This is a genomic window from Stenotrophomonas nitritireducens (genome assembly GCF_001431425.1).
Classification (GTDB): domain Bacteria; phylum Pseudomonadota; class Gammaproteobacteria; order Xanthomonadales; family Xanthomonadaceae; genus Stenotrophomonas; species Stenotrophomonas nitritireducens.
In genome coordinates, this window is record NZ_LDJG01000005.1 from 170,159 (window position 1) to 195,808 (window position 25,650).

The window sequence follows — 25,650 nt, forward strand, 5'->3', positions numbered from 1 at the left end:
CATCGCAGCCGCGCAACGAAAAAGCCCGGGTTTCCCCGGGCTTTTCCTTCCCTATGTCGTCGAACCGCTGGACGATCAGGCGGCGAACAGCGCCTTCATCTTCTTCAGCGCGTTGGCCTCGATCTGGCGGATGCGCTCGGCCGACACACCGTACTCGTCGGCCAGTTCCTGCAGCGTCACCTTGCTGTCGGCATCCAGCCAACGGCGGGCGATGATGTCGCGCGAACGCTGGTCCAGGTTGGCCAGGCCCTCGCGCAGCAGCTGCATCTGGTTCTCCTCGCTGTCCTCGCGCTCGTAGGCCTGCGACGGGTCCTCGTCGCGCGCGACCAGATACGCTGCCGGCGACGGCGGCGCGTGGTCGTCGTCCTCGTCCGCCGGCGCGTCGAAACCGACGTCGCGGCCGGACAGGCGCGACTCCATCTCCATCACTTCGCGCTCGGAGACGTTCAGGTCCCTGGCCACCGCGCTGACCTCGGCGGCGTTCATCCAGCCCAGACGCGTCTTGGACTTGCGCAGGTTGAAGAACAGCTTGCGCTGCGCCTTGGTCGTGGCGACCTTGACGATGCGCCAGTTCTTGAGGATGAACTCGTGCATCTCGGCACGGATCCAGTGCACCGCGAAGGACACCAGGCGCACGCCCATGTCCGGGTCGAAGCGCTTGACCGCCTTCATCAGGCCGATGTTGCCTTCCTGGATCAGGTCGCCCAGCTGCAGGCCATAGCCGTTGTAGCCGCGGGCCACGTGCACGACGAAGCGCAGGTGTGAATGCACCAGCTCGCGCGCGGCGTCCAGATCCTGACCGTCGCGGAAGCGGCGCGCCAGTTCCTGTTCCTCATCGACCGACAGCACCGGGATCTGGTGCACGGCACCGATGTAGGCATCCAGCGAACCCAGCGCGCTGGGAATCGGAAGATTGTTCGCCACAAGGGCAGTAGAGGTGTTCGGGCTCATAGGACCTCATCTTAGCAGTCGAACTATTGGACTGCTCGGTACAGAAAAAGTTCCAGCGTTCCAGATCTGTCGTTAAAATCCCCGGAAACACCTTGAAACCTCCCCATTCGGATCAATGGAAAGCCTGCGCAGGCTAGCAGCAAGCCTGTCACCGGCGTATGACAGGACACCACGGCGTTCAGCCGCCGGCGAGCCGGGCTTCCAGCTCCGTCCTGGGCGGCAGGCGCCAGTCGATCGGGGCCTGGCCGCGACGGGCCAGATAGTCGTTGGTCTGGGAGAAATGCCGGCAACCGAGGAAGCCGCGGTGGGCCGACAGCGGCGAGGGGTGCGGCGCTTTCAGCACGCGGTGGCGGCGGGTGTCGATGACCTTGCCCTTGGCCTGGGCGTAGCTGCCCCAGAGCAGGAACACCAGCCCCTCGCGCTCGCGGTTGAGTACATCGACCACGTGATCGGTGAACCCTTCCCAGCCCTTGCCCTGGTGGGCGCCGGCGCGGCCTTCCTCGACCGTCAGCACGGCGTTGAGCAGCAGCACGCCCTGCCATGCCCAGGGCAGCAGGCAGCCGTGGTCCGGGCGCCGGAACGGCGGAACGACGTTGCTGTCGTCCTCCAGTTCCTTGTAGATGTTCAGCAGCGACGGCGGCACCGGCACGCCGGGCATCACCGAAAAACACAGGCCGTGCGCCTGGCCGAAGCCGTGGTACGGGTCCTGGCCGAGCACGACCACCTTCACCTGCTCGAACGGCGTGGCGTCGAACGCGGCGAATATCTGCGGCCCCGGCGGGAACACCCGCGCGCCAGCGGCCTTGCGCTGGCGCAGGAAGGCCGACAGTTCGCGCATTTCCGGGCGCAGCAGCCAATCGCCGATGCGCGCCTTCCAGCTCGGTTCGAGCTGGACGTTCGGGGCTGCGCTCACAGCACCACCGTCGGCTGCGCCAGCCGGGTCAGGCGCAGCTGGAACAGCACCTTGGTCACCAGCAGGCGTTCCTCGATCGGCTTCTGCACCAGGTCGTTGGCGCCGGCCTGCAGCAGCGCGGACTGGTTGTGCGGGTTGCTGTCGCCGGTCATCACCAGCACCGGCAGGCGCCGCTTGCCGTAGCCGAAATCGATGCGCACGCGCTCGACCACATCGCGGCCGTTGAGCTCGCCCTTGAGGGTGACGTCGGTCAGCACCAGGTCGATGCGCCGCGTGGTGCGGCCCAGCGATTCGGCAGTGAGCAGCGAGAACGCGTCCTCGGCGGTGAGCACGTGCACCACGTGCAGGTCGTGGCGTTCGAGCATGCGCTTGGTGGCCTCGGCCACCACCCGGCTGTCCTCGACGTACAGCACCGTGGCGCCGGGCACCGGCTCGGGCTGCACATAGCCGCGGATGAAGGTCGCCAGCGCCTCGTGGCCCAGCGCCTTGTCGAAATAATCGGTGACGAACTCGTTGAAGCGGCGCTGCTCCAGGTGGCGCTGCGCATCGCCGGACACCACGATCACCGGCACGTAGGCCTGCCCGGCCGCTTCACGCACGCTGCGCGCCAGCGCCAGGCCATCGCCGTCGGGCAGCGCCAGCGAGGTGGTGACCAGGTGCACCGGCCCGGCTTCCAACGCCTTGCGCGCCTCGTCGAGACCGGCACAGCCCACCACCTCCACGTCCGGCAACTCGCGCTGCAGCACGTCGGAGATCAGTTTGCGCACCAGTTTGGAGCCATCGACCACCATCACCCGGGGGGCGTCGCTGATCAGATGCTTGAGTTCGTGCGTGGACATGCGCGTGTCAGGTGTCGGTCGGGCGAGTCTGCCTGAGGAAGTGCCCGGTCACCAGCCACGCCCCCAGCCAGCCAAGAATCACCGTGCCCAGCAGCACCAGCCCCGAATGCAGGGCATCGAGCCCGTGCAGGGCGAACGGGCTGCCGTAACTGCCCGACAGCGCCGCCAGCGGCGGGCGCAGGGCCAGGCCGCAGGCGCCGACCAGCGCCAGCGCCAGCGCACCTGCGCCCAGGCCGTACCAGGCACCCAGGTAGATGAAGGGACGCCGGATGAAACCGTCGCTGGCGCCGAGCAGCTGCAGTACGCCGATCTCCTCGCGCCGCGCCTGGATGTCCAGGCGCACGGTATTGCCGACCACCAGCACCGCGCCCAGCCCCAGCAGCAGCGACAGCACCTGCACCAGCCGCGCGCCGAAACCGAGCCAGGCGTCCAGGCGCTGGCGCCACAGCGCATCGTGCTGGACCAGGTCGGCCTGCGGCAGCGCCTCCAGCGACCTGGCCAGCGCCACGTCCTCGCCGCCTGCCGGGGTGACGATCAACAGCGTCGGCAGCGGGTTCCCGCCCAGCGCGTCGATCGCCTCGCCCAGCCCGGCGCTCTCGCGCAGTTCGGCCAGGCCCTCGTCGGGCGTGCGCAGCACCACGCCGGCGACGTCGGCGCGCGCGCGCAGGCTCGCGGCCACTTCCTGCGCGGTGGCGCCATCGATCTCGGGCTTGAGGAACAGGTTGATGTCGCGCGACTGCTGCACGCTGCCGGAAAAAACCTTGAGGTTGTCCAACGCGATCGACAGGCCCAGCGGCAGGGCCAGCGCCAGCGCCATCACCGCCACGGTCAACGCCGTCGCCCAGGGCTTGCGCAATGCGCGGCCGAGGCTGAAGACGACGCTGTGCAGGTGATGGGCGAACCACACGCCCAGCCGCGACGGCGCCGCGGCTCCGGTATTGGCGGCCTTGTTCGCCGCCTCCTTCTTCGCACCCTTGCTCATTCGGCCAGGTCCTGCGGCGAGATGTCGTCGACCAGGCGGCCGTGGTCCAGGATCAGCACGCGCTTGCGCATGTGCTTGAGCAGCGCCAGGTCATGGCTGACCACCAGCACGCTGGTGCCGCGGCCGGGCAGTTCGGCGAACAGCGACATGATTTCCGCGGCGAGGGTGGGGTCGAGGTTGCCGGTCGGCTCGTCGGCCACCAGCAGCTTCGGCTCGGCGACGATCGCGCGGGCGATGCCCACGCGCTGCTGCTCGCCGGCCGACAACTGCGTGGGCAGCGCCTTCTCGCGATGCCCCAGGCCCATGCGCTCGAGCACCAAACGCACCCGCTTGCCGGTATCGGCGCGGCGGTCGCCGCGCAGGATCAGCGGCAGCGCCACGTTCTCGCCGATGGTGCGGTCGGTCAGCAGGCGATGGTCCTGGTGAACCGCGCCGACCTCGCGCCGGTGCAGGGCCACCTTGCCGCCGCGCACCTTGAGCAGGTTGCGTTCGCCGAACAGCACCGCGCCACGGGTCGGGCGTTCGCTCAGGTGGATCAGTTTCAGCAGGGTGCTCTTGCCGGCACCGGAATGACCGGTGACGAACAGCATCTCGCCAGCCGCCACTTCGAAGCTGACGTCCACCAGCGCCTGGTGGCCGCCCGCATAGTGTTTGCTGACATTGTCGAAACGCAGGACGCTCATGCGCCGATTATGCCGGAGGCGAAGCGCGGCGTGCATCGCGCGGGGCGACGGCGGAAACGAAACAGGAGCGCACGGGGGTGCGCTCCTGCGGTCGGCAAGGCGGCCGGCCGTCGGCCGGCACCATCGCGATCAGTCGCCCGACAGCATCCGGCGGATCTTGCGGCCCAGCCGGGTCAGGAACGAATCGCTGTCGTTGCCGGACTGGCGCATCGGCGTGGCCGGCACCTGCACCGGGCCATTGCCGACGGCCGCCGCTGCGGCTGCGGTTTCGACGCCCTCGACCGGACGGCCGTGACGACGACGGCGACGCTTGCGCGGCGCGCGCTCGCCCTCGACCGCAGCTTCCGGCGCACCTTCGGCACGCGGCGGGCGGGGCGGACGCGGTGCCGGCGCGGCTTCGGCGGAAGCCGCCACCTGCTCTCCTTCCACGCGCGGCTTGCGCGGGCCACGCGGACGGCGCTCGCCGTCGCGACGCTCGCCGCGGCCACCGCCGGAACGACCACCGCCGCTGCGGCCGCCGCCCCGACGCTCTTCCTCGGCGGCGCGGGCTTCGCGCGCCTCGCGGAAGATCGTGCCGACGCTCTCGTTTTCCTCGCCCTCACCCTCGCCCTCGGCCGGCGCCGCGCGCTCCGGGCGCGGCAGCGCGGTCAGCAATTCCTTGGTGACCGGCTCGGAGGGAATCTTCTGCTCGATGTAGGCCTCGATGTCCGGCAGGCTCATCGCATAGCGCTCGCAGGCGAAGCTGATCGCGTCGCCTTCCTCGCCCAGCCGCGCGGTGCGGCCGATACGGTGCACGTAATCCTCGGCATCGAACGGCAGGTCGTAGTTGTAGACGTACTTGATGCCGTCGATGTGCAGGCCACGCGCCGCCACGTCGGTGGCGACGAGAATTTCCAGCTGGCCCTTCTGGAAACGGTTGAGCAGGCTCTCGCGCTTCTTCTGCGGCACGTCGCCGGACAGCACGCCGACGCGGTAGCCCGCCCGTTCCAGCGCACGCGCCACGCGCTCGACGAATACCTTGGTGTTGACGAACACCATGGTACGCGCGCCCTCGCTGCGCGAGAGCAGGCCCAGCAGCAGCGGCAGCTTCTCCTCGTCGGACGGGAAGTAGATGCGCTGGCGCACGCGGTCGGCGGTGATGTTGTCGGTTTCCACCACCAGCTTCTGCGGCTCGTTCATGTGCTCGTAGGCCAGCTCCAGCACGCGATGGCTGAGGGTGGCCGAGAACAGCAGCGTCTGCCGGGTGGTGCGCTCGGGCATGCGCCGCAGCAGGAAGCGGATGTCCTTGATGAAGCCCAGGTCGAACATGCGGTCGGCTTCGTCCAGCACGCAGATCTCGCAGGCATGCAGCGAGACCACCTTGTGCTGCTTGACGTAGTCGATCAGGCGGCCCGGGGTGGCGATGATCACGTCCACGCCCTTCTGCAGCAGTTCGCGCTGCTTGTCGTAGTCGACGCCGCCGTAGACCAGGGCGAAGCGCAGGCCCGAGTCGGAGGCGAACTTCATCGCGTCCTTGTGGATCTGGATCGCAAGCTCGCGGGTCGGCGCCAGGATCAGCGCGCGCGGGTCTTCCGGCTTGCGGTCGGCCAGCGCCGGCCGGCTCAGCAGCCGGTTGATGACCGCCACCAGGAAGGCCAGCGTCTTGCCGGTGCCGGTCTGCGCCTGGCCGGCGACGTCGCCGCCAGGCAGGGCCACCGGCAGGGTCAGCGCCTGGATCGGGGTACAGCGGGTGAATCCGGCTCCTTCCAGCCCGGCCAGCAGGGCCGGTTGCAGCTCGAAGGAGGAAAAAGTCACATCGGTCAGCGGTTTGTCGCTCATTATTCGGTCTTGGTAGTGCCATCCGGCCAGGTTGGCCAGGCGGCTTGCATCGTATCGGGCACCGTCGCACACTGCGGCCCCTGCGCCGGGTCGCGCGACGCCAAGGCCAAGCCTTTATGTCCGCGCAATGCCCCAGTTTAGCGCAATGCGGCAGCCAACCCGGCATGGGCCGTCGCATTGCCCCAGGAGACTCCTCAAGTGAGCGATAAGGTTCTACACGTCGGCGATGCCGATTTCGACGCCGCCGTGCTGCAGTCCGACACCCCCGTGCTGGTGGACTTCTGGGCCGAATGGTGCGGCCCGTGCAAGATGATCTCGCCGGTGCTGGACGAACTGGCCGACGCCTACGACGGCAAGCTGAAGATCGCCAAGCTCAACGTCGACGAGAACCGCGCCACCGCGGTCAAGTACCACGTGCGCTCGATCCCGATGCTGCTGCTGTTCAAGGACGGCCAGATCCAGGCCACCCAGATCGGCGCCGTCGGCAAGGGCCAGCTGAGCCAGATGATCGACAAGGCGCTGGTCTGATCTTCCCCGCCGGCGGCCACGGCCGCCGGCTCCGGGCCAGCCTTGCCGCAGGCCCAACGGGCGTTTCCCGCCACCTTGCACCGCCGCGCGCGGCGGTGTTAGTGTCGCGACATCCGGCAGCGTTCGCCTGCCGCACCCTCCGGCCGGGTTCTCGTCCGGATCATTCCCAACCAGTTCGCCGCCCCATCGGGCGCTCGCACGTCAGCGAGAGGAATCAAGCACTTGTCCGAGAACACTCCTTCCGAAACCGGGAGCGCCGACGCGCCCGTCGAGAAGCGCGTGCGCAAGCCGCGCGTCGCCAAGGCCACCGAGGCCGGCGACAGCAGCAGCTCCGCCCCCACCGCTCCCGCCCAGTCCGCCCTGCCGCTGCCGGCTGGCGACACTTCCCCCGCTCCCGCCGCTCCTGCCCCAGGCAATGAAGGCCAGGCGTCCGCGCCGGCCGGCAACCCCCAGGGGGGCCAGGACGGCGGCGAGCCGCGCAATGGCGACGGCAATCAGTCGCGCCACGGCCAGCAGAACCAGCAGAACCAACAGGGCCAGGGCAACCGCCGCGACCGCTTCCGCAACCGCCGCGAGCGCAACCGCGACCGTTTCCGCGACGACGGCGGCATGCCGCAGGACGGCGGCAACGAGACCTTCGTGCCGCGCCCGCACCCGAACGTGCCCGAAGGCTTCCCGGCCTATTCGCTGAGCGACCTGAAGCGGATGCCGGCGCACAAGCTGCTGGAGATCGCCGAGCAGCTCAGCATCCACGACGGCGTGGCGCGCGCGCGCAAGCAGGACGTGATCTTCGCCCTGCTGAAGGTGCTGACCCGCCACGGCGACGGCGTCGCCGCCGACGGCGTGCTGGAAATCCTGCCCGACGGCTTCGGCTTCCTGCGCGCGGCCGAGGCCAGCTACCTGGCCGGCCCGGACGACACCTACATCTCGCCCAGCCAGATCCGCCGCTTCAACCTGCGCACCGGCGACCACATCGCCGGCCGCATCCGCTTCCCGAAGGACGGCGAGCGCTATTTCGCGCTGAACATCGTCGACACCATCAACGGCGAGCCGATCGAAGCGTCGAAGAACAAGGTGCTGTTCGAGAACCTGACCCCGCTGTTCCCGCGCAAGCGCTTCACCCTGGAACGCGGCAATGGTTCCTCGGAAGACATCACCGGCCGCATCCTCGACCTGATGGCGCCGCAGGGCAAGGGCCAGCGCGCGCTCATCGTCTCCCCGCCCAAGGCGGGCAAGACGATGATGATGCAGCAGATCGCCACGGCCATCACCACCAATCACCCGGAAGTGCACCTGATCGTGCTGCTGGTGGACGAGCGTCCGGAAGAAGTGACCGAAATGCAGCGCACCGTGCGCGGCGAAGTCGTCTCTTCGACCTTCGACGAGCCGGCCGCGCGCCACGTGCAGGTCGCCGAGATGGTGATCGAGCGCGCCAAGCGCCTGGTCGAGCACAAGAAGGACGTGGTGATCCTGCTCGACTCGATCACCCGCCTGGCCCGCGCCTACAACAACGTCGTGCCCAGTTCCGGCAAGGTGCTGACCGGCGGCGTGGACGCCAACGCCCTGCACCGCCCGAAGCGTTTCTTCGGTGCCGCACGTAACGTTGAAGAAGGCGGCTCGCTAACCATCATCGCCACCGCGCTGGTCGAGACCGGCTCGAAGATGGACGAGGTGATCTACGAGGAATTCAAGGGCACCGGCAACAGCGAAGTGCACCTGAACCGCCGCATCACCGAGAAGCGCGTCTACCCGGCCATCGACATCAACCGCTCCGGCACCCGCCGCGAGGATCTGCTGATCGAGCCGGAGCTGCTGCAGAAGATCTGGATCCTGCGCAAGCTGCTGCACCCGATGGACGAGATCGCGGCGATGGAATTCCTGCTCGACAAGATGAAGAACACCAAGTCCAACGACGAGTTCTTCGGTTCGATGAAGCGCTGATTCCCGATGTATCGAAGAGCCCCGCAATGCGGGGCTCTTTCGTTTCCGCTGCCAGCCGCCGGCGCGCTCAGCCTTCCAGCGGCGTCAACAGTCTCGGTCCCTTGCCGCGGCCCGCCATGTAGATGCCGCCATCGGCCAGCGCGTCCGAGCCGTTTTCCCAGTCCTCGTCGCTGATCCACGGCGCGCGCTCGCGCGGCCCGGGGATGTAGGCGCGCCACACGCCGTACTCGTCGTCCGGCAACGATCGTCCCTTGTCGACGATCGCATAGCGCACCGGCACGCGTATGTTCCAGTGCGGCTGGTCCGCCTCCGCGCCCGCCGCCGGCACGCGGAATTCCCATCTGCGTGCGGCGGCCATCGCGTTGCTGCCCAGCACCTGACGGAACTTCCGCATCTGGCTCTCGCTGGCCACCACGGTCATGTTGACCTGTTCCACGTAGAGGTCCGCGACACGGCCGTCGCGCCCGACCTTGAGGATCAGGTAGACATCGCCCTGCGCGCCCATCTCGTACATCGGGCGCGGATAGGTCGGCGGCGACATGTTCGACGCAGTGACCGACGTCCTGCTTTCAGGGTCGTAGGTCTCGAAGCCTGCACTGCGGATGGACACCTGCGTATTGCCGTCTTCCAGCCGTTTGCCGACCAGGCGTAGCATCAGCGGCGAGCGCGCGGCGACGGGCTTGCCGTCGCGGACCACCGGCTCGAAGGCCCAGGCCATCACCGACGACTGGACGAAACGCGCCAATCCTTCGCTCAGTCGATCCTGCTGATCCAGCCGCACCGCTTCCACGCTGCCATCGGGCGCGATATCGATCTGTCCCGACAACTGCATGCCCATCTCGGCCTGCTTGCGCACACCGCCCGGCCCGACGGCGGATGCGGCACCGGCCGCCAGCAGCAGCACGGCCAGTGCTCCCCAACGATGCAACGACTTCAACATGAGGCTCTCCCTGTCGATCATGGTCCGGCAACGACTGTACCGTTTCCGGGGCCGGCGTTCACGCCAGCCGCAGCCCACGCGGATACGGCGGATTGTCGGGAAACTCGCCACGGGCGAAGGCGGCCTGCAGGCCTCGCCACCATTGCGGATCGAACAGCTCGCCGTGCGCCTCGCGTACCGCCTCCATCAATGGATGCGGCAGCCCCATGAACAACGGGAAGCGCTCGGGAAACACGTCGTTGGGCGCGATGTGGAACCAGGGCTCGGCGGCCATGGCCTCTTCGGCGTTGCGCGGCTGCGGCCAGTCGCGGAAATTGCAGTCGCCCACCCGGCACAGTTCGTCGTAGTCGTAGAACACGGCGCGGCCGTGGCGGGAGACGCCGAAGTTCTTCAGCAGCATGTCGCCGGGGAAGATGTCGTTGCGCGCCATGTCGGCGATGGCCTGGGCATAGTCCAGCGCCGCCGCGCGCGCGGCCTCGGCGGCCTGTTCGCGCAGGTACAGGTTGAGCGGACGGAAGCGCCGCTGCACGTAGCACAGCGAGATCACCAGGTCGTCGCCCTCCACGCGCACGCTGCGCGCGCAGCTGTCCAGCAACTCGTCGCGCAGTTCCGGGGCGAAGCGCGCCAGCGGGAAGCGCAGGTGGCGGTAAGGCTGCGCGTCGAGCAGGCGACCGATGCGGTCCAGATTGAACACCAGCGCGTAGCGGTCCTCCACGTCCTGCCTGCTCATGGTCTTGGGCCAGGCGAAGCGGTCGCGGATCAGCTTGAACACCAGCGGGTAGCTGGGCAGGGTGAACACCGCCATCACCATGCCCGGCGTGCCCTCGGCCTGCACCAGCCGCTCGTTCGCATGCTGCTGGAAATGGCGGAAGAAGGTGCGGTAGCGCTCGGTCTTGCCCTGCTTGGCGCGGCCGAGCACGGTATAGATCTCGTCCACCGGCTTGCCCGGCAGCAGGCTGCGCAGGAACACCACCGCGTCGGCGACGGTGGGCAGGTCGGCCTGGAAATAGCTGCGCGAGACGCCGAACAGGTGCGCCACGTCGCGGCGCCGGCTCAGCACCGCCTCCGCGCGCAGGCCCTCGCCGTCGTTGACCAGCGCGATCACGCACGGCGAGAAGCGGTGCTCGCCGAACACGCGGCCGACGAGGTACGCGCGGCGCTCGCGGTAGAACACGGTTTCCAGCAGTTCGATGGCGCGCACCGGGTCCGGCCCCCAGTGCGCGAGGTCGTCCTGCAGCCGCACGGCGATGGCGGCGGCGCAGCGCAGGCGGTGCCGGTACGGCACGTCGAAGCGGTAGTCGGCCAGCATGCGCTCGAAGGCATCGGCCGGGCGCGCCTCGGAAACGGTATAGACGTGGCGCGCGACCGGATGGGTGATGGCATCGGACGGTTCGATGTCGATCGCCATGAACTCGATGGCATCGTCCACGCCGTGGGTGGCGAACAGCCGCCGGGTCAGGGTGTTGTAGAAGGTCTTGTACAGCTCGCCGTCGATCAGCCCTTCGACCAGCACGGCGAAGGCCACGCGTACCTGCATCCACGACCCGCGGGCGGGCGTACTGCCTGCGATGGCCTGCAGGCGGGCCATGCACTCGCCGATGCACCGGTCGTACAGCGCGATGCGCTCGACCGCGTCGATGCGCGCCGCCGCCCAGTCGCGCTGCTCGAAGCGCAGCCGCGCGCGCCGGGTGATGGCGGAAAAGCGCGCATGGTAGTCCTCGAAACCGTCGCGGATGCAGGCGGCGATGGCGTGGGTGGATTCAGTGGCAGGCATCGGCATTGCGGGAGTCGGGGCGCCGGGCTTCACCCTACCGCACCAGGGTGACGCGTGCCGCCCCCCGTAGGAGCGACTTCAGTCGCGATGGGGCTTTACCGGTGAAGCCCTTTCGCGACTGAAGTCGCTCCTACGAAAGGCGGTGACGCCATCCGCAAACGAAAAACCCGCATCGCCGAAGCGATGCGGGTTCCGGGTCAAACAACCGCGACGGGTGCGATCAGAGTGCGGCCAGCGCCGCGTCGAGGGTCGCGCTCGGGCGCATCGCCTTGCGGGTCTTGCCCAGGTCCGGGCGGTAGTAGCCGCCGATGTCCACGGCCTTGCCCTGCACCGCGACCAGTTCCTCGACGATCTTCTGCTCGTTGTCGGTCAGCGCCTTGGCCAGCGGGGCGAACTTCGCCTTCAGCGCGGCGTCCTCGTCCTGCGCGGCCAGCGCCTGCGCCCAGTACATGGCCAGGTAGAAGTGGCTGCCGCGGTTGTCGATGGTGCCCAGCTTGCGGCCCGGCGAACGGTCGTTGTCCAGGAACTTGCCGTTGGCCTCGTCCAGCGCCTTGGCCAGCACTCCTGCGGCGGTGTTGCCGTAGCGCTGCGCAAGGTGTTCCAGCGAAGCGGCCAGGGCCAGGAATTCACCCAGCGAATCCCAGCGCAGGTAGTCCTCCTCGACGAACTGCTGCACGTGCTTCGGCGCCGAACCGCCGGCGCCGGTCTCGAACAGGCCGCCACCGGCCATCAGCGGCACGATCGACAGCATCTTGGCGCTGGTGCCCAGCTCCAGGATCGGGAACAGGTCGGTCAGGTAGTCGCGCAGCACGTTGCCGGTCACCGAGATGGTGTCCTGGCCCTTGCGGATGCGCTCCAGCGAGAACTTCGTCGCTTCCACCGGCGACAGGATGCGGATGTCCAGGCCGCGGGTGTCGTGGTCCTTCAGGTACTGCTCGACCTTGGCGATCATCTGCGCGTCATGCGCGCGGTTGCCGTCCAGCCAGAACACGGCCGGGGTGTTGCTCAGGCGCGCGCGGCTGACGGCCAGCTTCACCCAGTCCTGGATCGGCGCGTCCTTGGCCTGGCACATGCGCCAGATGTCGCCGGCTTCCACGGTGTGCTCGAACACCACGTTGCCGGCGTCATCGCTGACACGCACCACGCCCGCGGCCGGGATCTGGAAGGTCTTGTCGTGGCTGCCGTATTCCTCGGCCTTCTGCGCCATCAGGCCGACGTTCGGCACCGAGCCCATGGTGGCCGGGTCGAACGCGCCGTGCGCCTTGCAGTCCTCGATCACCGCCTGGTAGACGCCGGCGTAGCAGCGGTCCGGGATCAGCGCCTTGGTGTCCTGCAGCTTGCCTTCGGCATTCCACATGCGGCCACTGTCGCGGATCATCGCCGGCATCGAAGCGTCGACGATCACGTCGCTGGGCACGTGCAGGTTGGTGATGCCCTTGTCGGAATTGACCATCGCCACGGCCGGACGCTTTGCGTACTCGGCGGCGATGTCGGCCTTGATCGCTTCCTGGGTGGCTTCCGGCAGCGACGGCAGGCGCGCGTACAGGTCGCCGATGCCGTTGTTCGGGTCGAAGCCGGCCTGCTTGAGTTCGGTGGCGTACTTGCCCAGCACGTCCTTGTAGAACTCCTCGACCACCACGCCGAACATGATCGGGTCGGAGACCTTCATCATGGTCGCCTTCAGGTGCAGCGAGAACAGCACGCCCTGCGTGCGGGCATCTTCGATCTGCGCGGCGACGAAGGCGGCCAGCGCGCGGCGCGACATCACCGAGGCATCGACGATCTCGCCGGCCTTGACCGCGGTCTTGTCCTTCAGCACCACGGTCCTGCCGTCGTCCTGCACCAGCTCGATCTTCAGGCTGCCGGCGCTGGCCAGGGTGGCCGACTGCTCGCTGCCGTAGAAATCGCCGGCGTCCATGTGCGCGACGTGCGACTTCGAGTCGCCGCTCCACGCGCCCATGCGGTGCGGGTGCTTGCGCGCGTAGTTCTTGACCGACAGCGGCGCGCGGCGGTCCGAGTTGCCCTCGCGCAGCACCGGGTTCACCGCACTGCCCTTGACCTTGTCGTAGCGCGCCTTGATGTCGCGCGAAACGTCGTCGGCCGGCGCGTCCGGGTAGTTCGGCAGCGCGTAACCCTGGTCCTGCAGTTCCTTGATCGCGGCCTTGAGCTGCGGCACCGAGGCGCTGATGTTGGGCAGCTTGATGATGTTGGCTTCCGGCTGGGTCGCCAGTTCACCCAGCTCGGCCAGGTCGTCGCTGATCTTCTGCCCGTCCTGCAGGTAGTCCGGGAACTGCGACAGGATGCGGCCGGAGAGCGAGATGTCACGGGTCTCCACCGCGATGCCGGCGGTGGTGGCATACGCATCGATGATCGGCAGCAGCGACTGCGTCGCCAGGTACGGGGCTTCGTCGGTGAGCGTGTAGATGATCTTCGGCGTATCGGACATGGGGGATGGTTTCCGTCGGAAGTAAAAGCTGGAAAGTCAGCGGCGCATTGTCGCGCGTCGCGGCGGTTCGGGCAAAACGGACGGGTACGGTTTCGCCTGCGCGGCGGCGGCCGGCATTCATGGCGTCTGCTCATGAGGCAGGCATCAGCGCTGCAGCGCACCGCGGCGGGGAAGCGGCAGGGAGATCGCCGACAAGGGCCCCGCTGTCGCTTGCCGGCAACCAGCAGGCGCTTCCGGGACAGGAAAAAAAAGGGCGCAGTCCTGCGACTGCGCCCATGGCTCACACCTGTCGGGAGAGAGGGACGATAGGTGAAAGCCCTTCCGCTACTTCACTTCGAACTCCTGGGTCATGCCGGCCGGCTGGCCGTCCAGGGTCACGTCCGCGCGGTATTTACCGGCGGGCCATGCGTTGGTGTTGGCGAATTCGATGTTGGTAGTGCCGGTATCGGTGGTATTGAGCGTACGGCTCTGCTCACCGGCGACCTGGCCGTCCTGATAGGTCAGCTTGGCGGCGAGATTGACATTGGCGGCGGTGCCGTTGGTCTTTACCGAAATCACGATCTTGTCCTTGGTGCCAAGGGTCGCCATCGGAGCCACCGACTGGTCCGCGCCGATGGTGTTGCCCACGGTCACGGAGGTGACGCTGACCGCCGGGGCGGCCGGGGCGGGCTCGCTCATCGGCGCCGGAGCGCTCATCTCCGGCGCTGGCGCCGGGGTCGGTTCGTTCTTCTTGCAGCCGGCCAAGGCAGCGGTGCCGGCCAAGGCGATCATCAGGGTGGTGGTCAGCGAAATCTTCTTCATGGGTTGCTCCGGGTAATGGGTTGCAAGGCAAAGGGATGACGCGGCTCAACCATCAGCCTTCGCGTGGCGGGACCTTCAGTACCTGTCCGGGGAATATCTTGTCCGGGTTGTCGAGGACATCGCGGTTGGCCTCGAAGATCCGCTTCCATGCATTGGCGTCGCCCAGCAGGTTCTTGGCGATCCTGGAAAGACTGTCGCCCTTCTGCACGGTGTATTGCTGTTCGCCGACGATTTCCTCGGTACTGGTCACCGTGCCGGTGACACCGGAGAAATCCGCCTTCGGCACGATCTGCTCGGTGCTGGTGACGGTACCGGTCACGCCGGAAAAATTGGCCTTGTTGTCGCTGCTCATCGGGTCGTTCCTCCTCGGCTGGGTGCAACGATTGCACCGCCCGCGTTAAGGAACCATCGCGCCGGCGTAAAGCCGGCGTATACCCGGAAAACGGTCCGGCCGGATTACTGGCGGGGATCGCGGAAGGGACGGTGGCCGGCAGCGAAGTCGGCAGTCGAACGGCGCGGGTTGATGTCCAGGCCGCCGCGGCGGGTGTAGCGCGCCTCCACGTCCAGCGAGCGGCAGCCGCACTGGCGCACCAGGTCGAGGAAGAGGCGCTCCACGCACTGTTCGTGGAATTCGGCATGGTCACGATAGCTGGACAGGTAGCGCAGCAGACCACCGCGATCGATGCGCGGGCCGGCATAGCGGATGCTCACGCTGGCCCAGTCGGGCTGGCCGGTCACCGGGCAATTGGACTTGAGCAGGGCCGAGACCAGGGTTTCGGCGGCCACGTCGCCGGCATCGGCGCGCAGGAAGCCGGCCTGCGGCGGACCGTAGTGGTCGATCTCCAGATCCAGGCCGTCGATGGAGTCGCCTTCGGCATCGGCCACGGGCGGCAGGCCGAATTCGACCACGACCTCGGCACCGGCGCAGGCGGACAGGTCGGCGGCGATGCGCGCACGCACGTCGGCGGCGCTGTCGAAACGCGCGGCGTTGAGGGAGTTCAGGTAGAGCTTGAGCGACTTCGATTCCACCAGGTTGGGCGAAGTGGCCGGCACCCACAGTGTGGCGGTGGCCACGCAGGGCTTGCCGCGCGTGTCCAGCCAGCCCAGTTCGTAGACATGCCAGCGATCCTGGCCAACGAAGGGCAGCGCGGCCGCGAGGCCGATCTCGGCGCGGGCGGCGGCGCGCGGAATCGGGAACAGCAGGCCCGGGTCGTACTGGGAGGGATAAGCGACCTCGCGGCCGAGGCTGGAATCTTGGGGGGTGTTCATGCGGGGATTGTAGGAGCTGTTGCGTTAGCCGCGCCTGCACCGGGAGCCAGCCGCCATGATCCGGCGTGCCACGGCGTTGCTCCTGCTGCTGGGCCTGGCCGCCCGCCTTTGGCAACCGTCGCGGGCCATGCCCGTGATCGTCCAGGTCCAGGCCGGCCGCCGCGAACCCGCCCGGCATCGGGATCTCCATGGAAGGCAACGCCGGCACCGCCTGCCAGGGGCGGGGGCGATGCCGCCCCTACGGCGCCGGCCCGGCGGTCGTGTGCCGCGACGCCGGTGGTTCCGCGCCGGGCGACCCGGGCAGGCGCTCCGGCGGCGGGAGTACGGGCGGCCCCGGGAGCGCGGCGGACCGGCCGCGCACAGCGCCGGAACCGGGTCAACGTCCGCCGGGGATCAGCCCTGCGCGCCGTGCAGGTAGTCCAGCGAGACCTGCAGCAGCGCACGCAGCCCCACGTCCAGCGCCTTCTCGTCGAGCAGGAACTTCGGCGAGTGGTTGCTGGGCGCGGTGGCCGGGTCGATGCCCTCGCTGGTGGAGCCGACGAAGAAGAACATCGCCGGCACCTGCTGCGCGTACAGCGAGAAGTCCTCCGACCCCATCTGCAGCGGCGGTTCGTAGACATTGGCCTTGCCGACCACCGCCTGCAGGCTGGGCAGCATCCGCGCGGTCAGCCCCGGGTCGTTGACCGTGGCCGGGTTGCCATCCTTCTCGTAGATGTCGGTGACGGCGGTGGCGCCGTGGGCGGCGGCGGTGTGTTCGGCGACATTGCGCAGGTCGGCGAAGATCTGCTGGCGCATCTCCGGGTCGAAGGTGCGGATGGTGCCGACCATCTCCACCGAGTCTGGGATGATGTTGTAGCGGATGCCGCCCTTGATCGCGCCGAAGGTAAGCACCGCCGGCTGCTTGGACAGGTTGGCGCGGCGGCTGACGATGGTCTGCGCGGTGCCGATCAGGTCGGAAGCAGCGACGATCGGGTCGATGCCGTTCCACGGCGCCGAGCCGTGGGTCTGGCGGCCGTTGACGGTGATGCCGAAGCGGTCGGACGCGGCCATCAGCGGGCCGCCGCGCACGGCGATCTGCCCGGCCTGGACGCTGGAGAACACATGCAGGCCGAACACCGCTTCCGGCTTGAAGTCCTTGAACAGTCCTTCCTTGAGCATCAGTTCGGCACCGCCCTGCTCCGGCGGCGGCGCGCCTTCCTCGGCCGGCTGGAAGATCAGCATCACCTCGCCCGGCAGCCTGTCGCGCATCGCCACCAGCGCGTCGGCCACGCCAAGCAGGGTGGCGGTATGCGCATCATGGCCGCAGGCGTGCATCACCCCGACCTTCTCCCCGCGGTATTCGGAAGTGGCGGTGGAGGCGAACGGCAGCCCGGTCTGCTCGGTCACCGGCAGCGCGTCCATGTCCGCGCGCAGGGCGATCCTCGGGCCCGGCAGGGCGCCCTTGATGATCGCCACCACGCCGTTCACGGCCACGCCGGTCTGCGGCTTCAGGCCCATCGCCCGCAGGCGTTCGGCGACCTTGGCGGCGGTACGCACCTCCCGGTTGGACAGTTCCGGGTGCTGATGGAAATCGCGGCGCCACTCTACCACCTGCCGCTGCAGGCGCGCGGCGGCGGCCTCCACCTCCGGGCGCTGGCCCTCGGCGGCCAGGGCGGAAACGGGGGCCAGGGCGCACGTCAGCGCGGCCAACAGAACGGTGTTGCGGATCATCCGGGCTTTCCTCATCGGCAATCGAGAGGTGAATGTAGGGCAAACGGAGCGGGGAAAGGAGTGTCAACGGACAGGTTGCGGAACCGTTCACCATCAATACGGGTCTGAGCGCGTGGCCCATCGGTCATGCGCCAGCCGTCACGGGCCGGCGTTATGCTCTGCGCCGTTCCGCCAGCCCCTTCGCCAATCGGTTCCTCGGGAGTTTTCCGCATGTCGCGTTTCTGGAAGATCGTGCTGCTCGTCGTCGCCATCCTGCTCGTCGCAGGAATCGGCTACCGGGTGATGGGAGGCGGCAAGAAGGCCGGCGGAACGGCCATGGCCGGGGGCGCGCCGGGCGGCTGGGGCGGCGGCGGCAAGGACCGCGATCCAGTGCCGGTCACGGCGGTGCCGGCCGAGCGCAGGAACGTGCCGGTCTACGTCACCGCGCAGGGCACGGTGGCCGCCTACAACACGGTCACGGTCAGCCCGCAGGTCGGCGGCGAACTGCTGAGCGTCGATTTCAAGGAAGGGCAGGCGGTGAAGAAGGGCGACCTGCTGGCCCGCATCGACCCGCGTACCTTCCAGGCCCAGTACGATCAGGCCATCGCCAGCCAGCGCCAGAACCAGGCCCTGCTGGCCACCGCCCAGTCCAACTATGAGCGTTCCAATTCCGACGCTTACCGCCAGTACGTGGCGCAGACCGACCTGACCACCCTGCGCAACCAGGTCGCCCAGTACCAGGCGGCGGTGGCCGCAGCCCAGGCCACGGCGAGCCAGAGCAGGGTGCAGCTGGGCTATACCCGCATCGTCTCGCCCATCGACGGCGTGGCCGGCATCCGCGCGGTCGACCCGGGCAACGTGGTCGGCGCCGGCACCGCGCTGGTCACGCTGACCCAGCTGCAGCCGATCTACGTGCTGTTCAACCTGCCCGAACAGCAGCTGGACGCGGTGCGCGCGGCGCAGGGCAAGGGGCCGCTGGAAGCGGCGACGCTGGACCGCGCCGGCGGCGCGGTGGTCAACGCCGACGGCAAGCTGCAGGTGGTGGACAACCAGATCAGCGCCACCAGCGGCACCTTCCGCCTGCGCGCCGAGTTCGCCAATGCCGACAAGGCGCTGTGGCCGGGCCAGTTCGTCAACGTGCGCATGAAACTCGACGAGCTGCCCGATGCGGTGGTGGTGCCGGCCGAGGCCGTGCAGCGCAGCAGCACCGGCGATTTCGTCTACCTGATCAAGCCGGACAACACCGTCACCCTGCGCGATGTAGTGCAGGGCGGCCAGGTCGACGACAGCCATGTCGTCATCAGCAAGGGGCTGGAGCCGGGCGACAACGTGGTGACCGAAGGCCAGTTCCGGCTCAAGGAAGGGGTCAAGGTCAATCCGCTGCAACCGGGCCAGGCGCCGCCGGCGCCGACCGAGGAGCAGCTGAAGGCCGCCAGCCAGAAACGCGCCGCCGGCGGCAACCGGGGCGGTCGTGGCCCGCGCTGAAGCCACACGCGCGGCCGTCCGCGCGCCACTGCCGGTGGCGCGCGACGGCGCGATGCAGGCACCAACGGGCATGTACGCATGCGTGAGCGCCCCTTGCGGGCCACGCGACGCGCGCGGCGGGAGCATGGGCCGGCCCTGACCGCCCTGCGCCGCGCACACTCACACCACAGGAACCGACCGTGGGCTTCTCGACTCTCTTCATCCGCCGCCCCATCGCCACCTCGCTGCTGATGGTCGGCCTGATGCTGCTCGGCATCCTCGGCTACCAGCGCCTGCCGGTTTCGGCACTGCCCGAGATCGAGGCGCCCAGCCTGGTGGTGACCACGCAATACCCCGGCGCCAGCGCGCAGACCATGGCCTCGCTGGTGACCACGCCGCTGGAGCGGCAGCTGGGCCAGATCTCCGGCCTGGACCTGATGACCTCCGACTCCTCGGCCGGCCTGTCGACGATCGTGCTGCAGTTCTCGATGGAGCGCGACATCGACACCGCCGCGCAGGACGTGCAGGCGGCGATCCGCCAGGCCACCCTGCCCGGCTCGCTGCCGTACCAGCCGGTCTACAACCGGGTGAACCCGGCCGACGCGCCGATCCTGACCCTCAAGCTGGCCTCGGACACGCGCCCGCTGCGCGAGGTCAACGACCTGGCCGACTCGGTGCTGGCGCAGCGCCTGTCGCAGGTGGACGGCGTCGGCCTGGTGTCGATCGCCGGCAACGTGCGCCCGGCCGTGCGCATCCAGGCCAACCCGGCGCAGCTGGCCAACATGGGCATGACCCTGGAAGACCTGCGCAGCGCGCTGACCCAGGCCAACGTCAACGCGCCCAAGGGCTCGCTCAACGGCAAGACCCAGAGCTACACGCTGTCCACCAACGACCAGCTCAGCGACGCCTCGGACTACAACGACATCATCGTGCGCTACAAGAACGGCGCGCCGGTGCGTCTGCGCGACGTGGCCAGCGTGGTCGACGGCGTGGAGAACGACCAGATCGCCGCCTGGGCCGACGGCAAGCCGGCGGTGCTGCTGGAAGTGCGGCGCCAGCCCGGCGCCAACATCGTCAAGACCGTACAGAACATCCGCCAGATCCTTCCCGGCCTGCAGAACATGCTGCCGGCGGACGTGAAGCTGGACGTGTTCTCCGACCGCACGGTGACCATCCGCGCCTCGGTGCACGACGTGCAGTTCACCCTGATCCTCACCATCTGCCTCGTGGTGGCGGTGATCTTCGTGTTCCTGCGCCGGCTGTGGGCCACCGTGATCCCGTCGGTGGCGGTGCCGCTGTCGCTGCTGGGCACCTTCGGGGTGATGGCCTTCGCCGGCATGTCGCTGGACAACCTGTCGCTGATGGCGCTGACCGTGGCCACCGGCTTCGTGGTCGACGATGCGATCGTGATGATCGAGAACATCGTGCGCTACATCGAGCAGGGCAAGGAAGGCCAGGATGCGGCCGAGACCGGCGCCCGGGAGATCGGCTTCACCGTGCTGTCGCTGACCGTGTCGCTGATCGCGGTGTTCCTGCCGCTGATCCTGATGCCGGGCGTGACGGGCCGCCTGTTCCACGAATTCGCCTGGGTGCTGACGATCGCGGTGGCGATCTCGATGCTGATCTCGCTGACGCTCACCCCGATGATGTGCGCCTACCTGCTCAAGCCCGACGCGCTGCCCGAGGGCGACGACGCCCACGAACGCGCCGCCGCGCAGGGCAGGACGACGGCATGGTCGAAGCTGGTGCACCTGTACGGGTCCAGCCTGGACTGGGTACTGCGCCACCAGCGCATGACGCTGGGCATCGCGCTGGGCTCGGTGGCATTGACCGTGCTGCTGTACATCGCGATACCCAAAGGCCTGCTGCCCGACCAGGACACCGGCATGGTCACCGGCGTGGTGATCGCCGACCAGAACGTGGCCTTCGAGCAGATGCAGCAGCGCACCCGCGCCGTGGCCGAAGCCTTGCGCCAGGACGAAGCGGTGACCGGCGTGGCCGCCTATATCGGCGCCGGCTCGATGAATCCCACGCTCAACCAGGGCCAGCTGAACATCGTGCTCAAGGACCGCAGCGAACGCGGCAGCCTTGACGCCATCCTGCCGCGGCTGCAGGCCGCCACCGCGCACATCCCCGGCGTGGCGCTGTACCTCAAGCCGGTGCAGGACGTGACCCTGGACACTCGCGTGGCCGCCACCGCTTACCAGTTCTCGCTGTCGGACATGGACAGCAGGGAACTGGCCGAACAGGCCGCGCGCGTCACCGACGCGCTGCGCCGCCTGCCCGAGCTGGCCGACGTGGACAACAACCTGGCCAACAACGGCCGCGCCCTGCACGTGGAGGTGGACCGCGACAAGGCCAGCCGCTACGGCGTGCCGATGCAGACCATCGACGACACGCTGTACGACGCCTACGGCCAGCGCCAGATCTCCACCATCTTCACCCAGCTCAACCAGTACCGCGTGGTGCTGGAAGTGGCGCCGGAATTCCGTACCTCCGACGCGCTGATGAACCAGCTGGCGATCGGCAGCAACGGCAGCGGCGCGCTGACCGGCAGCAACGCCACCACCCTGGGCCAGGTCAGTTCCAGCAACTCCTCCACCGCCACCGGCATCGGCAACAGCAACACCGGCATCGCGCTGGGCGCCGGCGGCACCATCCCGCTGTCGGCGATCGCCACCGCCACGCCGGGCACCGCGCCGCTGATCGTCAGCCACCAGCAGCAGCTGCCGTCGGCGACGATCTCCTTCAACCTGGCGCCGGGCTACTCACTGTCCGAGGGCGTGGCGGCGATCAACAAGGCCGTGGCGGACCTGCAGCTGCCGCAGCAGATGCAGGCGCAGTTCGTCGGCACCGCCGCCGAGTTCTCCAGCAGCCAGACCGACGTGGTGATGCTGCTGCTGGCCGCCATCGCGGTGATCTACATCGTGCTGGGCGTGCTCTACGAGAGCTGGATCCACCCGCTGACCATCATCTCCACCCTGCCCCCGGCCGGCGTCGGCGCGCTGCTGGCGCTGTACCTGTGCGGCATGAGCCTGTCGGTGGACGGCATCGTCGGCATCGTGCTGCTGATCGGCATCGTCAAGAAGAACGCGATCATGATGATCGACTTCGCGCTGGACGCGCAGCGCGCCGGCATGAACGCCTTCGACGCGATCCGCCGCGCCTGCCTGCTGCGCTTCCGCCCGATCATGATGACCACCGCGGCGGCCATGCTCGGCGCGCTGCCGCTGGCGCTGGGCACCGGCATCGGCTCGGAACTGCGGCGCCCGCTGGGCGTGGCCATCGTCGGCGGCCTGCTGCTGTCGCAGCTGGTCACGCTGTACACCACGCCGGTGATCTACCTGTACTTCGAGCGCCTGTCCGAATGGGCCGCGCGGCGCCGCGAGCAACGCGCCGCCGCGCGCCTGCAGGCCGCCGGCAAGCGCGCCGGATGAACATTTCCGCGCCCTTCATCAAGCGCCCGATCGGCATCAGCCTGCTGGCCATCGGCCTGTTCTTCGCCGGCCTGCTCTGCTACCTGCGATTGGGCGTGGCGGCGTTGCCGAACCTGTCGATCCCGGTGATCTTCGTGCAGGCCAGCAACATCGGCGCCGACGCCGACACCATGGCCGCCACCGTCACCGCGCCGCTGGAACGCCACCTCGGCCAGGTGCCGGGCATCAGTACCATGCGCTCGAGCAGCAGCGACGGCCGCAGCATGGTGTTCCTGATGTTCGACACCAGCCGCGACATCGACGCCGCGGCGCAGGACGTGCAGGCGGCGATCAACGCCGCCATGGCCGATCTGCCGGCCGGCATCGGCACGCCGACCTACCAGAAGGCGAACCCCAACGACGATCCGGTGATCGCGCTGTCGCTGACCTCGGAAACGCAGTCCGTCGCCGAACTCTACAACCTGGCCGACTCGCTGCTGGCGCAGCGCCTGCGCCAGCTGCCGGGCGTCTCCCAGGTGGACATCGCCGGCGCCTCCACCCCGGCGGTGCGCGTGGACCTCAACCTGCGCGCGATGAACGCGCTGGGCCTGAGCCCGGACGACCTGCGCAATGCCATGCGCGCGGCCAACGTGGCCTCGCCGCTGGGCTTTCTCAGCGACGGCAGCAGCCAGACCGCCATCGTCCTCAACGACCAGGTGCGCAAGGCCGCCGACTTCGCCAACGTCGCCATCGCCACCCAGGACGGCGCCGTGGTGCGGCTGAAGGACATCGCCACCGTCTACGATGGCCAGCAGGACGCCTTCCAGGCGGCCTGGTTCAACGGCAAGCGCGGCGTGCTGATGTACGTGTACCTGCGCAGCGGCGCCAACCTGGTGGCGACCGTGGACAGGGTGAAATCGGAAATGCCGGCACTGTCCGGCTACCTCGACGCCGGCACCACGCTCACGCCGTATTTCGACCGCACCCCGACCATCCGCGCCTCGCTGGCCGAAGTGCAGATCACCCTGATGATCAGCCTGGCGATGGTGGTGCTGACCATGGCGCTGTTCCTGCGCCGGCTGGCGCCGACCCTGATCGCCGCGGTGACCGTGCCGCTGTCGCTGGCCGGCGCGGCGGTGGTGATGATGGTGCTGGGCTTCACCCTCAACAACCTGACCCTGCTGGCGCTGGTGATCGCGATTGGTTTTGTCGTCGACGACGCCATCGTGGTGATCGAGAACATCATGCGCCACCTGGACGACGGCATGCCGCGGATGCAGGCAGCGATGGCCGGCGCGCGCGAGATCGGCTTCACCATCGTCTCGATCACCGCATCGCTGGTCGCGGTGTTCCTGCCGATCATCTTCGCCCAGGGCATGCTCGGCGCGTTCTTCCGCGAGTTCACCCTGACCCTGGTGGCGGCGATCATGGTCTCGGCGCTGGTGTCGCTGACCCTGACCCCGGCGCTGTGCGCGCGCTTCCTGCAGCCGCACGAGGCGCACGTGCGCCAGTCGCGCATGCACCGCCTGCTCGACAACGTGCACGGCGGCATGCTGAAGGTCTATACGGTCGCGCTGGACTTCTCGCTGCGCCACGCGCTGCTGCTGGCGCTTACCCCGCTGCTGCTGATCGTGGCCACCTTCTACCTCGCCGGCGCGGTCGGCAAGGGCAACTTCCCCGAACAGGACACCGGCCTGATCTGGGGCCGCGCCAGCTCCAGCGCCACGGTGTCCTTCAATGAAATGACCGCGCGCCAGCGACGCCTGAGCGACATGTTCCTTGCCGACCCGGCGGTGAAGATGGTCGGCGCGCGGCTGGGTTCCAGCCGCCAGGGCAGCAGCGCGCAGTTCAACATCGAGCTGAAGACCATGGCCGAGGGCCGGCACGAGGCCACCAGCCTGGTGGTCGCGCGGCTGAGCGCCAAGGCCGCGCAGTTCCCCGACCTGGACGTGCGCCTGCGCGCCATCCAGGACCTGCCCTCCGATGGCGGCGGCGGTGGCGGCGGACAGGGCGCGCAGAACCGCGTCACCCTGCAGGGCAACGACGCCGCGCAGCTGGCCGAATGGCTGCCGAAGCTGGTGGAAGCGCTGAAGCAGAACCCGAAGCTGCGCGACGTCGGTTCGGACGTGGACAAGGGCGGGCTGATGCAGCGGATCGTCATCGACCGCGAGAAGGCTTCGCGCCTGGGCGTGGGCATCGGCTCCATCGACGGCGCGCTGTATGGCGCCTTCGGCCAGCGCCAGATCTCCACCATCTACGCCGACCTCAACCAGTACGGCGTGGTGGTCAACGCGCTGCCGGAACAGACCGGCAGCCCGGCCGCGATCAACGATGTGTACGTACGCTCCAGCAGCGGGCAGATGATCCCGCTGAGCGCCTTCGCCCACCAGGAGCCGGGCCTGGCGCCGTCGCAGGTGACCCACCAGAACCAGTACACGGTGATGGACCTGAGCTACAACCTGGCCCCCGGCGTGAGCAGCGGCGAAGGCGACGCCATCGTCAAGGCCGCCATCGACGGCCTGCGCATGCCCGGCGACATCCGCCAGGCCGAACCCGGCGGCTTCCGCCAGGCGCTGGACCCGACCGCGATGCTGATGCTGATCATCGCCGCCATCGCCACGGTCTACATCGTGCTGGGCATGCTGTACGAGAACCTGGTGCACCCGGTGACGATCCTGTCCACCCTGCCGGCCGCCGGCATGGGCGCGCTGCTGGCGCTGTGGGCGACCAATACCGATCTTTCGGTGATCTCGACCATCGCACTGGTGCTGCTGATCGGCATCGTCAAGAAGAACGCGATCATGATGATCGACTTCGCCCTGGTGGCGCAGCGCGAGCACGGCAAGTCGCCGGCCGAGGCCGTGCGCGAGGCCAGCATCGTGCGCTTCCGCCCGATCATGATGACCACGATGGTGGCGATCCTGGCGGCACTGCCGCTGGCGATCGGCCTGGGCGAAGGCTCGGAACTGCGCCGCCCGCTCGGTATCGCGATGATCGGCGGCCTGCTGATCTCGCAGAGCCTGACCCTGCTCAGCACCCCGGCGCTGTATGTGATCTTCTCCTGCCTGCAGCAGCACTGGCGCAACTGGCGCGCACGGCGCCGGGAGCGCAAACGGCAGCGGCGGATCGCGCGGGCCTGATCGTCTCCCGTAGAGCGGGGCAACGCCCCGCTGAAGCATTTCCAATAAAGTCCCTG

General features: G+C 68.6%; 18 protein-coding genes. 5 read left to right on the forward strand and 13 right to left on the reverse strand.

Going from position 1 to position 25,650, the window contains the following annotated elements:
- Window positions 1–75: 75 nt before the first annotated feature.
- The 6 genes from rpoH to rhlB form a co-directional block, all read right to left on the reverse strand.
- Window positions 76–951 (reverse strand): RNA polymerase sigma factor RpoH, encoded by an 876-nt coding sequence (rpoH, locus tag ABB22_RS04545; RefSeq protein WP_055770801.1) that lies wholly within the window; start codon window positions 949–951, stop codon window positions 76–78.
- Between the two features lie 178 nt (window positions 952–1,129).
- The gene (gene ung / locus ABB22_RS04550) at window positions 1,130–1,864 is read right to left on the reverse strand and encodes a uracil-DNA glycosylase (protein WP_055770804.1); all 735 of its coding nucleotides are present in this window, start codon (window positions 1,862–1,864) and stop codon (window positions 1,130–1,132) included.
- Window positions 1,861–2,703, reverse strand: coding sequence for a response regulator (locus tag ABB22_RS04555; protein ID WP_055770807.1), 843 nt, complete (start codon window positions 2,701–2,703; stop codon window positions 1,861–1,863). Before ABB22_RS04555 ends, ung begins: the two co-directional genes overlap by 4 nt.
- Window positions 2,704–2,710: 7 nt before the next feature.
- Window positions 2,711–3,685, reverse strand: a complete 975-nt coding sequence (gene ftsX / locus ABB22_RS04560; protein WP_055770810.1) for a permease-like cell division protein FtsX — start codon at window positions 3,683–3,685, stop codon at window positions 2,711–2,713.
- Complete coding sequence (locus ABB22_RS04565) at window positions 3,682–4,368, reverse strand: cell division ATP-binding protein FtsE (protein ID WP_055770813.1); 687 nt, start codon at window positions 4,366–4,368, stop codon at window positions 3,682–3,684. The genes ftsX and ABB22_RS04565 overlap by 4 nt, the downstream gene beginning before the upstream one ends.
- Before the next feature lie 129 nt (window positions 4,369–4,497).
- On the reverse strand, window positions 4,498–6,186 hold the full coding sequence (gene rhlB, locus ABB22_RS04570; protein WP_055770816.1) for an ATP-dependent RNA helicase RhlB: 1,689 nt from the start codon (window positions 6,184–6,186) through the stop codon (window positions 4,498–4,500).
- A gap of 198 nt (window positions 6,187–6,384) precedes the next feature.
- Between rhlB and trxA the strand changes: the two genes are divergently transcribed.
- Window positions 6,385–6,714, forward strand: a complete 330-nt coding sequence (gene trxA, locus ABB22_RS04575) for a thioredoxin TrxA (RefSeq protein WP_055770820.1) — start codon at window positions 6,385–6,387, stop codon at window positions 6,712–6,714.
- Between the two features lie 222 nt (window positions 6,715–6,936).
- The gene (gene rho, locus ABB22_RS04580) at window positions 6,937–8,655 is read left to right on the forward strand and encodes a transcription termination factor Rho (RefSeq protein WP_055770823.1); all 1,719 of its coding nucleotides are present in this window, start codon (window positions 6,937–6,939) and stop codon (window positions 8,653–8,655) included.
- 67 nt (window positions 8,656–8,722) lie between these two features.
- Here rho and ABB22_RS04585 read toward each other — a convergent pair whose 3' ends face one another.
- The 7 genes from ABB22_RS04585 to ABB22_RS04615 all read right to left on the reverse strand — a co-directional run bounded on the left by ABB22_RS04585 (window position 8,723) and on the right by ABB22_RS04615 (window position 17,610).
- Complete coding sequence (locus ABB22_RS04585) at window positions 8,723–9,595, reverse strand: TonB C-terminal domain-containing protein (RefSeq protein WP_055771026.1); 873 nt, start codon at window positions 9,593–9,595, stop codon at window positions 8,723–8,725.
- A 58-nt stretch (window positions 9,596–9,653) separates the two neighbouring features.
- The gene (gene aceK, locus ABB22_RS04590; protein ID WP_055770825.1) at window positions 9,654–11,375 is read right to left on the reverse strand and encodes a bifunctional isocitrate dehydrogenase kinase/phosphatase; all 1,722 of its coding nucleotides are present in this window, start codon (window positions 11,373–11,375) and stop codon (window positions 9,654–9,656) included.
- Window positions 11,376–11,589: 214 nt separating this feature from the next.
- Window positions 11,590–13,815 (reverse strand): NADP-dependent isocitrate dehydrogenase, encoded by a 2,226-nt coding sequence (locus ABB22_RS04595; RefSeq protein WP_055770828.1) that lies wholly within the window; start codon window positions 13,813–13,815, stop codon window positions 11,590–11,592.
- Window positions 13,816–14,139: 324 nt separating this feature from the next.
- Window positions 14,140–14,616, reverse strand: a complete 477-nt coding sequence (locus ABB22_RS04600; RefSeq protein ID WP_055770830.1) for a hypothetical protein — start codon at window positions 14,614–14,616, stop codon at window positions 14,140–14,142.
- A 52-nt stretch (window positions 14,617–14,668) separates the two neighbouring features.
- Window positions 14,669–14,968, reverse strand: a complete 300-nt coding sequence (locus ABB22_RS04605; protein WP_055770834.1) for a LysM peptidoglycan-binding domain-containing protein — start codon at window positions 14,966–14,968, stop codon at window positions 14,669–14,671.
- 104 nt (window positions 14,969–15,072) lie between these two features.
- A complete protein-coding gene (gene queF / locus ABB22_RS04610) occupies window positions 15,073–15,885 on the reverse strand; it encodes an NADPH-dependent 7-cyano-7-deazaguanine reductase QueF (RefSeq protein WP_055770837.1) in 813 nt (270 codons plus the stop codon).
- Window positions 15,886–16,278: 393 nt separating this feature from the next.
- Window positions 16,279–17,610 carry an amidohydrolase gene (locus tag ABB22_RS04615; RefSeq protein WP_200911391.1) on the reverse strand — a complete coding sequence of 444 codons (1,332 nt, stop codon included), beginning with the start codon at window positions 17,608–17,610 and terminating at the stop codon, window positions 16,279–16,281.
- 195 nt (window positions 17,611–17,805) lie between these two features.
- On the opposite strand from ABB22_RS04615, the gene ABB22_RS04620 reads away from it, so the two are divergent.
- The 3 genes from ABB22_RS04620 to ABB22_RS04630 all read left to right on the forward strand — a co-directional run bounded on the left by ABB22_RS04620 (window position 17,806) and on the right by ABB22_RS04630 (window position 25,594).
- Complete coding sequence (locus ABB22_RS04620; protein ID WP_055770843.1) at window positions 17,806–19,059, forward strand: efflux RND transporter periplasmic adaptor subunit; 1,254 nt, start codon at window positions 17,806–17,808, stop codon at window positions 19,057–19,059.
- Window positions 19,060–19,238: 179 nt separating this feature from the next.
- Window positions 19,239–22,475 carry an efflux RND transporter permease subunit gene (locus ABB22_RS04625; protein ID WP_055770845.1) on the forward strand — a complete coding sequence of 1,079 codons (3,237 nt, stop codon included), beginning with the start codon at window positions 19,239–19,241 and terminating at the stop codon, window positions 22,473–22,475.
- Complete coding sequence (locus ABB22_RS04630; RefSeq protein ID WP_055771029.1) at window positions 22,472–25,594, forward strand: efflux RND transporter permease subunit; 3,123 nt, start codon at window positions 22,472–22,474, stop codon at window positions 25,592–25,594. The genes ABB22_RS04625 and ABB22_RS04630 overlap by 4 nt, the downstream gene beginning before the upstream one ends.
- The last annotated feature ends 56 nt before the right edge of the window (window positions 25,595–25,650 follow it).